The organism is Pseudomonas asgharzadehiana, assembly GCF_019139815.1.
In the GTDB taxonomy this organism is placed as follows: Bacteria; Pseudomonadota; Gammaproteobacteria; order Pseudomonadales; family Pseudomonadaceae; genus Aquipseudomonas; species Aquipseudomonas asgharzadehiana.
This window is the reverse complement of record NZ_CP077079.1, coordinates 1,666,952-1,682,824: the sequence shown is the minus strand read 5'-3', so window position 1 is coordinate 1,682,824 and position 15,873 is coordinate 1,666,952. Positions and strand designations below refer to the sequence as shown.

Below are 15,873 nucleotides of genomic sequence, written 5' to 3'. Positions count from 1 at the left end.
CATGTCGAAATTTTTTATCGACCGTCCCATTTTTGCCTGGGTAATTGCCCTGGTGATCATGCTGGTCGGGACCCTGTCGATCCTGAAGTTGCCCATCAACCAGTACCCGGCCATCGCGCCGACCGCTATTGATATCCAGGTGACCTACCCAGGCGCGTCCGCACAAACCGTGCAGGACACCGTGGTGCAGGTCATCGAGCAACAGCTCAACGGTATCGACAACCTGCGTTATGTCGCCTCGGACAGTAACTCCGACGGCAGCATGACCATCACCGCGACGTTCAACCAGGGTACCAACCCGGACATCGCCCAGGTTCAGGTGCAGAACAAGCTGAACCTGGCGACCCCATTGCTGCCGCAAGAAGTGCAGCAGCAGGGTATCCGCGTGACCAAGTCGGTGAAGAACTTCCTGATGGTGATCGGTCTGGTGTCGGAAGACGGCAGCATGACCAAGGACGACCTCTCCAACTACATCGTGTCCAACATCCAGGACCCGATTTCCCGTACCGCGGGTGTCGGTGACTTCCAGGTGTTCGGTTCGCAGTACGCCATGCGTATCTGGCTGGACCCGGCCAAGCTGAACAACTACCAGTTGACCCCGGTCGACGTCAGCACCGCCATTTCCGCGCAGAACGTGCAAGTGGCCACTGGCCAATTGGGCGGCCTGCCCGCCCTGCCCGGTACCCAGCTGAACGCAACCATCATCGGCAAGACCCGCCTGCAAACCGCGGAAGAGTTCGGCAAGATCCTGATGAAGGTCAACGCCGACGGCTCGCAGGTTCGCCTGCGTGACATCTCGCGTATCGAACTGGGCGGCCAGAACTACAGCATCAGTGCGCAGTTCAACGGCAAGCCGGCGTCGGGCATGGCGATCAAACTGGCCTCGGGCGCCAACGCCCTGGACACCGCCAAGGCCATCCGTGCCACCGTGGCGTCCCTGGAGCCGTTCTTCCCGCCAGGCATGAAGGCAGTGGTGCCGTATGACACCACGCCAGTGGTAACCGAATCGATCTCCGGCGTGGTGCACACCCTGGTCGAAGCGATCGTGCTGGTGTTCCTGGTGATGTTCCTGTTCCTGCAGAACTTCCGCGCCACCATCATCACCACCATGACCGTACCGGTGGTATTGCTGGGTACCTTCGGGATCCTGGCGGCGTTCGGTTTCACCATCAACACCCTGACCATGTTCGGCATGATCCTGGCCATCGGCTTGCTGGTGGACGATGCCATCGTGGTGGTAGAGAACGTTGAGCGGGTGATGGCCGAGGAGCATCTGTCGCCCAAAGAAGCGACGGTCAAGTCCATGGGCCAGATCCAGGGCGCCCTGGTGGGTATCGCCCTGGTACTGTCGGCGGTATTGCTGCCGATGGCGTTCTTCGGCGGTTCCACCGGTGTGATCTACAAACAGTTCTCCATCACCATCGTTTCGGCCATGGCGCTGTCGGTACTGGTTGCGCTGATCTTCACCCCGGCCCTGTGCGCCACCATGCTCAAGCCGATCGACCCCGAGAAGCACGGCCAACCCAAGCGTGGTTTCTTCGGCTGGTTCAACCGCACCTTCGACCGTGGCGTTATCAGCTACGAGCGCGGCGTGGGCAACATGATCAAGCACAAGTACCCGGCGTTCTTCGTGTACCTGATCATCTTCGTCGGCATGATCTGGCTGTTCACCCGCATTCCAAGCGCGTTCCTGCCCGAGGAAGACCAGGGTGTGATCTTCGCCCAGGTACAGACCCCGGTCGGCTCATCCGCTGAACGTACGCAAAAAGTCATCGACGACATGCGGGCTTTCCTGCTCAACGACAAGGAAGGCGAGCCCGGCGAAGGCAAGGCCGTGAAATCGGTCTTTACCGTCAACGGCTTCAACTTCGCTGGCCGTGGCCAAAGCTCGGGCCTCGCGTTCGTGATGCTCAAGCCATGGGATGAACGCGATGCTTCGCAGTCGGTATTCGAAGTGGCCAAGCGTGCCCAGGGTTACTTCTTCGGGGCCTTCAAGGACGCCATGGTTTTCGCCATCGTGCCGCCTTCGGTCCTGGAGTTGGGTAACGCCACCGGTTTCGACGTGTTCCTGCAAGACCAGGGCGGTGTCGGCCACGAAAAGCTGATGCAAGCGCGCAACCAGTTCCTCGGCATGGCCGCCCAGAGCAAGATCCTGGCCGGTGTGCGCCCCAACGGCGTGAACGATGAGCCGCAGTACGAACTCACCGTCGACGACGAGAAGGCCAGCGCCCAAGGCATTACGCTGTCGAGCATCAACCAGACCCTGGCGATTGCCCTGGGTGGCAGCTACGTCAACGACTTCATCGACCGTGGTCGTGTGAAGAAGGTGTACGTGCAGGGCGACGCCGCCAGCCGGATGTCCCCGGAAGACCTGAACAAATGGTTCGTACGCAGCGACTCCGGGAAGATGGTGCCCCTGTCGGCCATTTCTTCGGGCAAGTGGATCTACGGCTCGCCCAAGCTCTCGCGCTACAACGGTGTTGCGGCAATGGAAATCCTCGGTACGCCGGCACCGGGCTACAGTACCGGTGATGCCATGGCCGAAGTCGAACGCATCGCCAAGCAATTGCCGGCGGGCGTAGGCTATGCCTGGACGGGCCTGTCGTACGAAGAACGGCTGTCCGGCTCGCAGGCACCGGCGTTGTACGCCCTGTCGCTACTGGTGGTGTTCCTCTGCCTCGCGGCGTTGTACGAAAGCTGGTCGATCCCGATCGCAGTGGTACTGGTAGTGCCGTTGGGTGTGGTGGGTGCGTTGATCGCCACCAGCCTGCGCGGCCTGTCCAACGACGTGTTCTTCCAGGTCGGCTTGTTGGTGACGGTGGGCCTGGCGGCGAAAAACGCCATCCTGATCGTCGAGTTCGCCAAAGAGCTGCATGAACAAGGCAAAGGCATTGTCGAATCGGCCATCGAAGCATCCCGTATGCGTCTGCGCCCGATCATCATGACCTCCATGGCATTCGTGCTCGGCGTGTTGCCGCTGGCGATCTCCTCGGGCGCCGGCTCCGGCAGCCAGCACGCGATCGGTACCGGTGTGATCGGCGGTATGATCACGGCCACGGTCCTGGCGATCTTCTGGGTGCCATTGTTCTTTGCAACCGTGTCCGCCGCAGGCGAACGCAAACAGACTGAACCCAAGCAAACTCCTAAAGAGGCTGGCCAATGAGCAAGTCGCTACTTTCCTTAGCCGTCACGGCATTCGTGCTCAGTGGCTGCTCGCTTATACCTGACTACCAGCGCCCCGACGCGCCGGTGGCGGCACAGTTCCCGCAGGGCCCGGCGTATTCGTCGGCCCAGGCGCCGAACCAGGCCGCTGCCGAGCAGGGCTGGAAGCAGTTTTTCCATGACCCCGCGCTGCAACAGCTGATCCAGACCGCGCTGGTGAACAACCGCGACCTGCGTGTCGCGGCCCTGAACATCGACGCCTATGCCGCGCAGTACCAGATCCAGCGCGCCGACCTGTTCCCGGCCGTCTCGGCCACGGGCAACGGCAGTCGTTCGCGTACGCCGGCCAAGCTGTCGCAGTCCGGTCAGGCGACCATCGCCAGCCAGTACTCGGCGGGCCTGGGGATCAGTTCCTATGAGCTGGACCTGTTCGGCCGCGTGCGCAGCCTGAGTGAAGAAGCACTGCAAAAATACTTCGCCACTGAAGAAGCGCGGCGCAGCACCCAGATCAGCCTGGTGGCCAGCGTGGCCAACGCCTATCTGACCTGGCAGGCCGACAAGGAACTGCTCAAGCTCACCCAGGACACCCTGGGCGCGTATGAGCAGAGCTTCAAGCTCACCTCGCGCAGCAACGAAGTCGGCGTGGCTTCGGCCCTCGACCTCAGCCAGGCGCGCACCTCGGTGGAAAACGCCCGGGTAGCCCTGGCGCGCTATACCCGCCAGGTGGCCCAGGACGAAAACAGCCTGACCCTGCTGCTGGGCACCGGCCTGCCGGCGAATATCGCCAGCAAGCCGCTGTCGGATGACCTGCTCAGCGAAGTACCGGCCGGGTTGCCATCGGACCTGTTGCAACGTCGCCCCGACATCGTGCAGGCCGAGTACAACCTCAAGGCGGCCAACGCCAACATCGGCGCGGCCCGTGCCGCGTTCTTTCCGAGCATCAGCCTGACGGCCAGCGCCGGTACCGCCAGCCCGACACTGGGCGGCCTGTTCAAGGGCGGTTCGGGTACCTGGTCGTTCGCGCCGCAGATCAACATCCCGATCTTCAACGCCGGTAGCCTGCGCGCCAGCCTGGACTACTCGAAGATCCAGAAAGAGATCAACGTGGCCAACTACGAGAAGGCCATCCAGACGGGCTTTCAGGAAGTGTCCGACGGCCTCGCCGCGCGTGAGACCTACAAGCAGCAACTGGACGCCCAGCGCGGCTTCGTCGCGGCCAACCAGGATTACTACCGCCTGGCCGAGCGCCGCTACCGCATTGGTGTCGACAGCAACCTGACCTTCCTTGATGCCCAGCGCCAACTGTTCAGCGCCCAGCAATCGCTGATCACCGACCGCCTGGCGCAGCTGACCGCCGAGGTCAACCTGTACAAGGCCCTCGGTGGCGGCTGGAACGAGCAGACCGCGAAGAACGAGCCGTTGAAAGAAGAAGCACCGGCGCTGAAGTTGTTCTGATCGTGCTGCTGTAAACAAAAAAACCGCCTCCTCACCAGGAGGCGGTTTTTTTATGCCATTTTTTTACACCATCGATTAAATGTGGGGGCTTGCTCCCGATGGCGGTCTGTCAGTCAGCTCATCTGCAGCTGACCCACTGCCAGCGGGAGCAAGCCCCCTTGTGTCTTGATACGGGATTAAGCTGAGAGTGAGAGGGTGAGTGGCAAGCTGAATGCCCGAAGTGCTTAAAGCACGTGTGGGAGCCCATGCTGCCACTCACTTCTCCGCTCTGGACATGAGCCCGAACAGTTGAACGAGCCCACCTCGAACAGTTACAAGCGTGGGCCAAGCCAGAGCGCTCTCACTTTTAGTGTAAGAGGGTTTGGCTATGTTTTCCTATCCAGCAGGCATTGATGTTTCCAAGGACAGCCTTGAAGCTCGAGTTCATCAGGTTGACGTTGGGGTAAATTGCGCTAACGCCGAAGAAGATTTCCCTGGGTTGATTGGGTGGCTATTGCTTCACCAGGTCGGACGCGTGGTGTTGGAGGCTACTGGCGGTTATGAGCGCAAAGTCATGAAGGCGCTTCAGGCTGCGGGCCTTAATGTCATCTGCGTCAATCCCCGTCGGGCCAAGAGTTTTTCCAGGGCGATGGGGCAACACGCTAAAACCGACCCGATAGACGCAAAGTCTCTTGCGCAGTTCGCAGCGGTTCTCGACTCACCAAGCAGCCGAATCACCAGCCCGGAACATGACGAGTTGCGCGCGTTAGTCCAGCAGCGAGAGAACTTTGTTCAGCAGAGGGACGATGACAGAAGGCGCCTGAAAACAGCCTCCTGCGACGTAGTAAAACCGGCGTTGCAGAGCCATATCGACTACTTGAGCAAGGCTGTGAACGCGATAGAGCAGCTGATTCGCGAAACCGCCAACAGGCTAGACCGCGAAAAGGTCGAACGCCTGTGCTCAGTTAAGGGCATCGGGCTCATTACGGCGGCTAGCCTAATGGCATATCTGCCGGAGCTGGGCGAGATTGGCAGGCGTCCGATCACGGCGCTAGCGGGCCTCGCTCCGTATAACAACGACAGTGGGAAACACCAAGGTGCGCGTCACATTAGCGGCGGAAGGTTTTCCGTGCGTCGCTCGCTCTACATGGCCTGCTGGGTTGTCATCCGGGAACAGCCTGAATTCCAGGCCCGCTATAAAGCACTGCGCGACAAAGGCAAACGCGCAAAAGTTGCGCTAATTGCATGCATGCGTGTTTTGTTAGTCAGGCTGAACGCGATGCTGCGTTATAGAGCCGAATGGAAAGAACACGCTGCCTGAATCGGCAGCGATGTGTGGTTGAAGGTCACACGGCTTGAAGCTGTGGGAGCTTGGCTGTCTTAAAAAGCGATGCCAAAGTTAGGGTCATCAAGACAGTTGCTCCCACATGGAATTGCATCAAGCTGCCCTAAACCTGCCGCCTTGCTTTTCCGCCAACCTTTCAGGGTAAAATTAGTTACTGATTCTTACAGACCACAGAGGGAGCTTGTCGTAATGATCGTAGGAATCGACCTGGGGACCACCAACAGTCTCGCCGCTGTCTGGCGGGGTGACGCCGCCGAATTGGTGCCTAACGCCCTTGGCCATCTGCTCACGCCAAGCGTGGTCGGGCTGGATGATCAAGGCCGTGTGCTGGTCGGCCAGGCCGCCAAAGAGCGCCTGCATACCCACCCGCACCTGACCACTTCGCTGTTCAAGCGCTACATGGGCAGTGCCACCGAAGTACGCCTGGGCGACCGCTCGTTCCGCCCCGAAGAACTCTCGGCATTGGTGCTCAAAAGCCTCAAGGAAGACATCGAGCGCACCTACGGCCATACGGTCACCGAAGCCGTGATCAGCGTGCCCGCCTACTTCAGCGACGGCCAACGCAAAGCCACGCGCATCGCCGGTGAGCTGGCCGGGCTCAACGTTGAAAAACTGATCAACGAGCCCACCGCCGCCGCCCTGGCCTACGGCCTGCACCAGCGTGACAAAGAGACATCATTCCTGGTCTTCGACCTCGGCGGCGGCACCTTTGACGTGTCGATCATCGAGCTGTTCGACGGCGTGATGGAAGTACGCGCCAGCGCCGGCGACAACTTCCTCGGTGGCGAAGACTTCGACACCCTGCTGCTGGAGCACTTCGTCGACAGCCAACGCAACGCCGCCGACTTCCCACCCACCAGCAGCGTGCTGCACGCCCTGCGCCGGGAGGCCGAGCGCGTGCGCAAAGCCCTGGGCCAGGACGACAGCGCCGAATTCGCACTGCGTGTCGACGGCCAGCAGTGGGTCAAGACCATCACCCAGCAAGAGCTGGCCAAACTCTACACGCCGCTGCTGGAGCGCCTGCGCGCGCCGATCGAACGCGCCCTGCGCGATGCGCGGATTCGCGTCGGCGACCTCGATGAAATATTGCTGGTAGGCGGCACCACGCGCATGCCGCTGGTGCGCAAACTCGCCGCGGGATTGTTCGGCCGCTTCCCTTCCATCAGCCTCGACCCGGACCAGGTGGTCGCCCACGGCGCCGCGATCCAGGCCGCGCTCAAGGCGCGTTCCGCTGCCCTGGAAGAAGTAGTGCTGACCGACGTGTGCCCCTACACCCTGGGCATCGAAACCTCAAACCAGTACGGCGGCCATATCGAAAGCGGCCACTACCTGCCGTTGATCGAACGCAACAGCAGCGTGCCGGTGAGCCGGGTCAAGAGCGTGGTCACCCTGTACGACGACCAGACCCGCGTGCTGCTCAAGATCTATCAGGGCGAAAGCCGCCTGGTCAAAGACAACATCGAACTGGGCCAACTGGACATCAGCGTGCCCAAGCGCAAGGCCGGTGAGGTCTCGCTGGACGTGCGCTTCACCTACGACAACAACGGCCTGTTGGAAGCCCAGGTGAATATCCCGCTGACCGGCGAGCAACACTCATTGGTGATCGAGAACAACCCTGGCGTGCTCAGCCCGCAGGAGATCCAGCAACGCCTGCAAGCCCTGGCGCAGTTGAAGGTTCACCCGCGCGACCAGCAGGTCAACACCGTGCTTACCGCGCGCCTTGAGCGGCTCTATCAGGAAAACCTCGGCGAACTGCGCGAGCAACTCGGCCACTGGGCGGCGCAGTTCCAGCAAGTGCTCGATACCCAGGACGAACGCCGCATCCGCGAGGCCCGCAGCGAACTGACCCGTCAACTCGAGCAGTTGGACAACGGCTTCTGGCGCTGAGGGAGGACCCGATGGAGTGTTGGAACGTACTGCAACTGCCCGAAGATGCCGACGAGCGCACCATCAAGCGCAGCTATGCGCGGCTGCTCAAAAGCTGCCGTCCGGACGACGACGCCGCAGGCTTCCAGCGCCTGCGCGAAGCCTACGAGCAAGCCTTGAGCGAGGCACGCTGGCGAGCTGACCGCGAGCCACAAGAACGCGTCGAAGTGCCGGTGGTCGAACCGACCTATGCCAACCTCAACGATTTGGCCGAGCTGATGGACATCCGGCCCCTGCAACCGGCCCCCTACGAAGCCCCGGCGCCGGACCCGGCCCACGCCCTGCTCAGCGGCCTCACCACACACAACCTCGACGCGCGCTGGGCCCAGGCCCAGCAACAGCACTGCACCGAGGCCTTCCAGGCCGGCCTGCTGCGCCATTGCTTCGATACGCCCGGCGAGCGCAGCGCCATCGCCCAGTGGGCGGTGCAACACCTGGACTGGCTGACGCCGTGGCAACAGATCGCCATGACCCCCTGGCAGCACGAAGCGCTGACCGGCGAGCTGTTGCAAGACTACCGCCGCACCTTGCAGGAATTGCTGGAGCAAAAGGCCGAGCGCGAGTTCATCAGCCAGCTCACTCACTACAACAACCAAGCGTGGCTGCGGGTGTTCGACCTGCAACAACAATGGCAACGCATCATTTTGCAACTGCTCCACGATACCCAGTGGAGCGTGCCGCTGTTCGAGCGCGTGTGCCAGGCCTTCGCCTGGGACGACCAGAAAGGCGTGTACCCGGAGCCGGCGTGGATGTGGCGCGAACTGGTGGGGCGCTGCGAACAGGAAAGCTTCTACGCCCACTTGCAGGACAAGGCCCAGGACACGCGACGCACCTCTGCCGACGCCATGGCCGCACGCTTGCTGCTGACGCCCATGACGGCCACTCAGCAAAACAACATGATCGATGGGTTTGGCGAGAACGAGCGGAATGCCTGCCAGCACCTGGCCCAGACCCTGACCTGGCGCTACCCGCAACTGGTTGAACGCTTGCCTCAGGCCGATGTGTTTTTCTGGCGCAAGTTCGTGCCGCGGCCGATCTACACCCAGGTGTTTATCCGACTGTGGGCAATCCTCGCCCTCGCCATCGGCCTGAACATTGCCCACGACACCCCGGGCAAGCTGGACCTGATGTCGGTGGTTCTGTTCATGCTGATGTCATTCGTGCCGGCCCTTGTGGCCTTCCGCGTCACTCAGTTCTGGGCGGTCATGAGCTCGGTGTATCGGGTGCCGGACGTCTGGCTGAGCCAGTACCTGATTCCCAAACGACTCAACCCCAACGACTATTGGCTGGTGATTCGTCACGGCGTTCCCCAGGCGATCATGCTGATCGCCTGTGCCTTGATGCTCGGCGTACTCGGCGCCGTGACCTATGCCGGCGCGCTGCTGATCAACCTGCTGCACACGAAACGCATCGGCCAGATGAGCCAGAAACTCAGCGAAGGTTACCCCTGGCTGAACGGCCTGCACTGGGCATTCTGGAGCCCGCTGCAAGCGGTGTTCGTGGCGGTGATGGTGGCGCTGATCATCGCCGCCCAGCATTACTTGCCGGCGATCCCCTGGACCCACCTCACCCCGCCCAAATCCTGACCGCCACGGCCGGGCCTCAGCGCCCGGCAACTTGCGTTCGATCATCGCCCACAACCCGCCCTCCCCCAATTGAACCGCCCCCGCACCGCCACGCACCATGGCCGCCACCTGCATAACCCCAATAACAACAGGTCCACCGCCATGAGCACGTTCCGCCCTCGCCAGCTGTTGCTGGCCACCGCTGTCGCCAGTGTTGCCTTGCCTGTCTTCGCCCAAGAACAGGGTTTTCTCGAAGACGCCAGCGCCAACCTCAACCTGCGCAACTTCTTCATCAACCGTAACTTCACCAACCTCACCAAGAGCCAGGGCGGCGCACAGGAGTGGACCCAGAGTTTCATCCTCGACGCCAAGTCCGGCTTTACCCAGGGCACAGTAGGTTTTGGCGTGGACGTGTTGGGCCTGTACTCGCTCAAGCTCGATGGCGGTCGCGGCACGGGTGGCACCCAGCTGCTGCCGCTGGACCATGACGGCCGCCCGGCGGATGAGTTCGGCCGTCTTGGCGTAGCGTTCAAAGCGCGCATGTCAAAGACCGAAGTGAAGGTCGGCGAATGGATGCCGGTGCTGCCGATACTGCGCGCGGACGATGGGCGCTCGTTGCCGCAGACCTTGCGCGGCGGGCAGATCACGTCAAAGGAAATCGACGGCCTGACCCTCTATGGTGGCCAGTTCCGCGCCAACAGCCCGCGTGACGACAGCAGCATGAACGACCTGTCGATGACCGGTAAAACCGCATTCACCTCCGACCGTTTCAACTTCCAGGGCGGCGAATACACGTTCAACGACAAACGCACCCAGGTTGGCCTGTGGAATGCCCTGCTCAAGGACATCTACCGCCAGCAGTTCATCAACCTGATCCACAGCCAGCCCCTCGGTGCCTGGACCCTGGGCGCCAACCTCGGCTTCTTCTATGGCGAGGACGACGGCAGCGCCCGCGCCGGCAAGCTGGACAACAAGACCTGGTCCGGTCTGCTCTCGGCCAAATACGGCGGTAACACCTTCTATGTGGGCCTGCAAAAACTCACCGGCGACAGTGCCTGGATGCGCGTCAACGGCACCAGCGGCGGCACCCTGGCCAACGACAGCTACAACGCCAGCTACGACAACGCCCAGGAGAAATCCTGGCAAGTGCGCCACGATTACAACTTCGCCGCCCTCGGCGTGCCGGGCCTGACGCTGATGAACCGCTACATCAGCGGCAGCAACGTACACACCGCCACTGTCACCGATGGCAAGGAGTGGGGGCGTGAGAGTGAATTGGGCTACACCGTGCAAAGCGGCAGCCTGAAGAACCTGACGGTACGTCTGCGCAATTCCAGCATGCGCCGCGACTACAGCAACAACGAGTTCGATGAAAACCGGTTGATCGTCAGTTACCCGATAAGTCTGCTGTAAACCCGCGCGGCACTTACTGTATCGTGCGCGCCTGCCGCTGCTGATCCACACAGCAGCGGCCTCTTATTCGAGCTTGCGCCCACCATGAAATCCTTTGCCATCGCATCCGCCGTGCTTGCCCTGGCCATGAGCCTCAGTGGCTGCATTGGCGCGCCCATCGCCTTGACGCCACAGACCGCGCAACGCCTGCAAGCCCAGGCGCCGATCCGGTTTTTGCTGACCTTCGATGACGGCCCCAGTGCGTCGGGCTACAACAACCCGAGCCGTTCGGTGGTGGCCGACCTGGCCGACAACCCGGTATTGCCGGGTATCAAGGCCGTGTTCTTCCTGCAGACCGAAGCAACCCGTTCCGGCGGCAGTTCACGGGGCCGCAAGACCATGGAACGGGAGTACGCCGGCGGCCATGTCCTGGCGTTCCACACGGCTACCGCGTTTCATACCAACCACCGCTGGCTGAACAACGCCGAGCTGGAAAGCACCCTCACCCAGGGCGCCGCAGACATTGCCGCCATCACCGGCGCGCCGCCGGTGCTGGTGCGCCCGCCCTTCTGGAACTATGACCGCCGCACCTTCGCCGCCTATCAGCGCCACGGCATGCAGGTGTTGCTGACCGACCTGAGCGCCAACGACGGCAAGATCTGGGGCTTCAACGCCAGCCCGCGTCGCCGCGCCAACCTGTATCGGCAACTGTCGGTGGTGCGCGAGCGCATTGCCCTGGGTGAATTGCCGACGGTGGACGGCGTGATACCGGTGGTGGTGACCTTCCACGACATCAACCGCTACACCGCACGGCATATGCAGGAATACCTGCAAATCCTGATGGACAGCGCCCGCGTCAATGGCATGAAGACGGCTGCCGAGCCGTTCTACACCGACCATGGCGCCCTGGAACGCGCGGCGCTGGCGCGGACGGTGAAGGATGTGAGCGAGCCAGTGCACCTGCCGGGGGTATGGAACTGGGTGTGGGATGGCGATTCCCACTGAAATCTACAGTCCTTGTGAAGAACACACATGTGGGAGGGGGCTTGCTCCCGATAGCGGAGTATCAGTCAGTACATATATCGACTGACACACCGCTATCGGGAGCAAGCCCCCTCCCACTTTTTCTACCGTATTTCAGTCCTGGCGGGACTCCACGCCAAGCTCATCCCACACCGACTCCGCCAGATGGAAAGTGGCATTCGCCGCCGGGATCCCGCAGTAGATCGCGCTCTGCATCAGCACCTCCTTGATCTCGGCCCGGGTCACGCCATTGCTGGCGGCGGCGCGCAGGTGCAGCTTGAGTTCTTCGGCGCGGTTCATGCCGATCAACATGGCGATGGTGATCAGGCTGCGGGTGTGCCGCGGCAGGCCCGGGCGGGTCCAGATATCACCCCAGGCGTGGCGGGTGATCATTTCCTGGAACTCGCTGTTGAACTCGGTCAGGGCATTGAGGCTGCGGTCGACGTGGGCATCGCCCAACACTTCGCGGCGCACCTGCAGGCCTTCGGCATAACGTTGTTTCTCGTCCACAAAATGCTCCTTAGCGGGCCAGCAGAAATTCAATCACCCGGTCGCTGAACGCAGCACCGGCCTGGACATTGGACAGATGCGCCGCATAGAACTCGGCATACTCCGCGCCCCGCACATGGCTCTGGATAAAGTGGCCACCGGCCGGCGGTGTAACGGCGTCTTCAGTGCCGGCAATCACCAGGGTCGGCGCCTGGATTGCCGCCAGTTGCTCACGGAAATCGGCATCCCGCACGGCGGCGCAATTGGCCGCATAGCCTGGCGGCGACGTGGCCGCCAGCATGTCGGTGATCTGCTTGGCCTGGTGCGGGTTGACCGCGGCAAAATCGGCGGTGAACCAGCGCGCGATGGACGCATCACGCAGCGCAACCATGGCCGCCGCGCCGTCGCGCAGTACCATTTCGATGCGTGGGTTCCAGATGTCCGGCGTGCCGATTTTGGCGGCGGTGTTACACACCACCAGGCGCTCCAAGCGCTCGCCGGCGTTGATCCCCAGCCATTGGCCGATCAAGCCGCCCATCGACAACCCGCAAAAATGCGCGCGTTGAATGCCCTGCGCATCCAACAAAGCAAGCACGTCGCGCCCCAACTGCTCGATGCTGTAGGGCCCTTCGGTGACCAGGGATTTGCCATGGCCACGGGTGTCGAACCGCAACACGCGAAAATGCTCGGTAAAGGCCGGGATCTGGATATCCCACATATGCAGGTCGGTGCCCAGGGAGTTGGAGAGCACCAACACCGGTGCGTCGACGGGCCCGTCGAGTTGGTAATGCAGTTCGCCGTCGGCGAGTTGTACATAGGCCACAGTGGCCTCCTCAGGCAGTCAATTGAAAGTGTTCGGTTACTGCGCGAGTGACCCAGGTGCGCGCCTGGCCCAGGTAGTGGGCCGGGTCGAGCAGGCGGTCCAGCTCGGCGGCTGACAGCTGGGCGGTGACCTGCGGTTCATCCGCCAGCACCGCGCGCAGGTGGCGACCCTCTGCGACGGCACGTTTGCAGCACTGCTCAAGCAAATGGTGCGCGGTTTCGCGGCCCAGGCGTTGGGCCAGCACGATGCTCACCGCTTCGGCCAATACCAGGCCTTGGGTCAGGTCAAGGTTCTGCCGCATGCGCTCGGGGTCGACTTCCAACCCTTCGCTTATCAGCAGCGCCTGTTGCAGGGCGCCGGATACCAGCCGGCAAATCTGCGGCAAGGTTTCCCATTCGGCGTGCCACAGGCCCAGGCTGCGTTCGTGCTCCTGGGGCATGGCGCTGAGCATCGTCGAGACCAACCCCGGCACGCAGGTAGCCGCGCTGATCAGCACGGCGGCGCCCACCGGGTTGCGCTTGTGGGGCATGGTCGAGGAGCCGCCTTTGCCCGGCGCCGACGGTTCAAACACTTCCGCCGCTTCGGTTTGCATCAACAGGCTGATATCCCTGCCCAGCTTGCCGAGGCTACCGGCGATCAAGCCCAGCACGCCGGCGAACTCCACCAGGCGATCACGCTGGGTGTGCCAAGGTTGTTCGGGCAAGGTCAGTTGCAATTGCGCCGCCAACGCTTCGGCCACCGGCAGGGCTTGGTCGCCGAGCGCGGCCAAGGTGCCGGACGCGCCGCCGAACTGCAGCACCAGCAAGCGCGGCTTCAACTCGACAAGACGTTGCCGGTTGCGGCTGACCGCCCCCAGCCAACCGGCGATTTTCATGCCCAGGGTCACCGGCGTTGCATGCTGCAACCAGGTACGCCCGGCCAATGGCACATCGGCGTAACGCTGCGCCTGGTCAGCGAGAACCGCGCCCAGCCGAGCCAGGTCGGTTTCGATCAGTTCCACGGCGCGGCGCAGTTGCAGCACCAGGCCGGTGTCCATCACGTCCTGGCTGGTCGCGCCCAGATGCACATAACGCTCGGCGCCGGCGTCTTCAGCGGCAATCAATTTGCCCAACGCCTTGACCAACGGAATCGCCGAATTCCCCGCCGTGGCAATCGCCGCGCCCAAGGCATCGACGTCATACAGCGACGCCAGGCACGCCTGGGCAATCGGCGCCACGGCGGCCTGGGGGATCAACCCGACCTGGGCCTGTGCGCGAGCCAGGCCGGCCTCGACATCCAGCATGCCCTGCAAGCGGCCCTGGTCGCAGAACACTTCGGCCATGCTGTCGGCCGTGAAGTAAGCGTCGAACAATTGGTTGCTCGTGCGCAGCGTCATAATGTATCCCTTACAAATCGTGGTGCAGGTACGCCGCCTGCTTGGGCAAGCGCAAACTGAACAGGAAGGCCACGGCCATCATCGCAGTGACGTACCAGTAAAAGGTGTTTTCCATGCCCATGGATTTCAACCCCAGGGCGACGAACTCCGCCGAACCGCCAAAGATCGCGTTGGCCACCGCATACGCCAGGCCGACGCCGAGGGCACGGACCTGGGGAGGAAACATTTCCGCTTTCACCAGGCCGCTGATCGAGGTGTAGAAGCTGACGATGGCCAGCGCCAAGGTGATCAGCGCGAACGCCAGGAACGGGCTGCTCACGGTTTTGAGGGTCAGCAGGATCGGCACGGTGAACAACGTCCCCAGGCCTGCGAACCACAACATCGAATTACGTCGGCCGATCTTGTCCGCCAGCATGCCGAATACCGGCTGCATGCACATATAGAGGAACAATGCGCCGGTCATGATGTAGCTGGAGGTCTTGGCGTGCATGCCCACGGTGTTCACCAGGTACTTCTGCATGTACGTGGTAAAGGTGTAGAAAATCAGCGAACCACCGGCGGTGTAGCCCAGCACCGTGATAAACGCCGCCTTGTGGTCGCGAAACAGCGCAGCGACGCTGCCGGCGTCCTTGTCTTCGCGCATTTCCTTGCTGGTGGTTTCTTTCAGGGTACGCCGCAGCAACAGTGAGATAACCGCCGCAATCGCGCCGATCACAAACGGAACGCGCCAGCCCCAGGCACGCAGCTCTTGCTCGGTGAGGATCTGCTGCAGGATCACCACCACCAGCACGGCCAGCAACTGGCCGCCGATCAGCGTCACATATTGGAAGGACGCAAAGAACCCGCGCTGGCCCTTGAGCGCGACTTCACTCATATACGTGGCGGTGGTGCCGTACTCGCCGCCCACGGACAAGCCCTGGAACAGGCGCGCTACCAGCAGCAGGATCGGCGCCCACACGCCAATGTCGTTGTAGGTGGGCAAAAACGCGATGACCAACGAGCCGGCGCACATCATCAGCACCGAAATCATCATCGAGTTTTTGCGCCCGTGTTTATCGGCTACGCGACCAAACAGCCAGCCGCCGATGGGGCGCATAAGGAACCCGGCGGCGAATACACCGGCGGTGTTGACCAACTGGACGGTGGGGTTGTCCGACGGAAAAAACGCCGGGGCAAAGTAGATGGCGCAGAAGGCATAGACGTAGAAGTCGAACCATTCGACCAAGTTACCGGAGGACGCACCAACAATCGCAAAGATCCGTTTGCTGCGTTCTTCTCCGGTGTAATGACTGGTTTCTGTGGTCATGGCGTTTTCACTCAGTGGGAACGGTTATAGCCT

The 15,873-nt window shown here is 62.1% G+C and carries 11 protein-coding genes; 7 read left to right on the top strand and 4 right to left on the bottom strand.

Annotated features, from left to right (window positions below):
- The first annotated feature begins 1 nt into the window (after window position 1).
- From KSS96_RS07695 to KSS96_RS07665, 7 genes are all read left to right on the top strand, one after another.
- A complete protein-coding gene (locus tag KSS96_RS07695; protein ID WP_017530474.1) occupies window positions 2-3,163 on the top strand; it encodes an efflux RND transporter permease subunit in 3,162 nt (1,053 codons plus the stop codon).
- Window positions 3,160-4,617: an AdeC/AdeK/OprM family multidrug efflux complex outer membrane factor gene (gene adeC / locus KSS96_RS07690; protein ID WP_017530473.1), complete on the top strand. Its 1,458-nt coding sequence runs from the start codon at window positions 3,160-3,162 to the stop codon at window positions 4,615-4,617. The genes KSS96_RS07695 and adeC overlap by 4 nt, the downstream gene beginning before the upstream one ends.
- Before the next feature lie 367 nt (window positions 4,618-4,984).
- Complete coding sequence (locus tag KSS96_RS07685; protein WP_068931592.1) at window positions 4,985-5,917, top strand: IS110 family transposase; 933 nt, start codon at window positions 4,985-4,987, stop codon at window positions 5,915-5,917.
- Between the two features lie 213 nt (window positions 5,918-6,130).
- Window positions 6,131-7,828, top strand: a complete 1,698-nt coding sequence (locus tag KSS96_RS07680) for a molecular chaperone HscC (RefSeq protein ID WP_017530472.1) — start codon at window positions 6,131-6,133, stop codon at window positions 7,826-7,828.
- 11 nt (window positions 7,829-7,839) lie between these two features.
- Complete coding sequence (locus KSS96_RS07675) at window positions 7,840-9,453, top strand: J domain-containing protein (protein WP_217855961.1); 1,614 nt, start codon at window positions 7,840-7,842, stop codon at window positions 9,451-9,453.
- Window positions 9,454-9,594: 141 nt separating this feature from the next.
- The gene (locus tag KSS96_RS07670; protein ID WP_217855959.1) at window positions 9,595-10,845 is read left to right on the top strand and encodes an OprD family porin; all 1,251 of its coding nucleotides are present in this window, start codon (window positions 9,595-9,597) and stop codon (window positions 10,843-10,845) included.
- Between the two features lie 84 nt (window positions 10,846-10,929).
- Complete coding sequence (locus KSS96_RS07665; protein WP_017530469.1) at window positions 10,930-11,829, top strand: polysaccharide deacetylase family protein; 900 nt, start codon at window positions 10,930-10,932, stop codon at window positions 11,827-11,829.
- A gap of 132 nt (window positions 11,830-11,961) precedes the next feature.
- Here KSS96_RS07665 and pcaC read toward each other — a convergent pair whose 3' ends face one another.
- From pcaC to KSS96_RS07645, 4 genes are read right to left on the bottom strand one after another with little or no spacing between them, the layout of a single operon-like run.
- Complete coding sequence (pcaC, locus tag KSS96_RS07660; RefSeq protein WP_003172401.1) at window positions 11,962-12,357, bottom strand: 4-carboxymuconolactone decarboxylase; 396 nt, start codon at window positions 12,355-12,357, stop codon at window positions 11,962-11,964.
- Between the two features lie 10 nt (window positions 12,358-12,367).
- The gene (pcaD, locus tag KSS96_RS07655) at window positions 12,368-13,159 is read right to left on the bottom strand and encodes a 3-oxoadipate enol-lactonase (protein WP_065877127.1); all 792 of its coding nucleotides are present in this window, start codon (window positions 13,157-13,159) and stop codon (window positions 12,368-12,370) included.
- Between the two features lie 10 nt (window positions 13,160-13,169).
- Window positions 13,170-14,534 carry a 3-carboxy-cis,cis-muconate cycloisomerase gene (locus tag KSS96_RS07650; RefSeq protein WP_017530467.1) on the bottom strand — a complete coding sequence of 455 codons (1,365 nt, stop codon included), beginning with the start codon at window positions 14,532-14,534 and terminating at the stop codon, window positions 13,170-13,172.
- A 10-nt stretch (window positions 14,535-14,544) separates the two neighbouring features.
- Window positions 14,545-15,840 carry an MFS family transporter gene (locus tag KSS96_RS07645; RefSeq protein WP_017530466.1) on the bottom strand — a complete coding sequence of 432 codons (1,296 nt, stop codon included), beginning with the start codon at window positions 15,838-15,840 and terminating at the stop codon, window positions 14,545-14,547.
- Window positions 15,841-15,873: the final 33 nt, after the last annotated feature.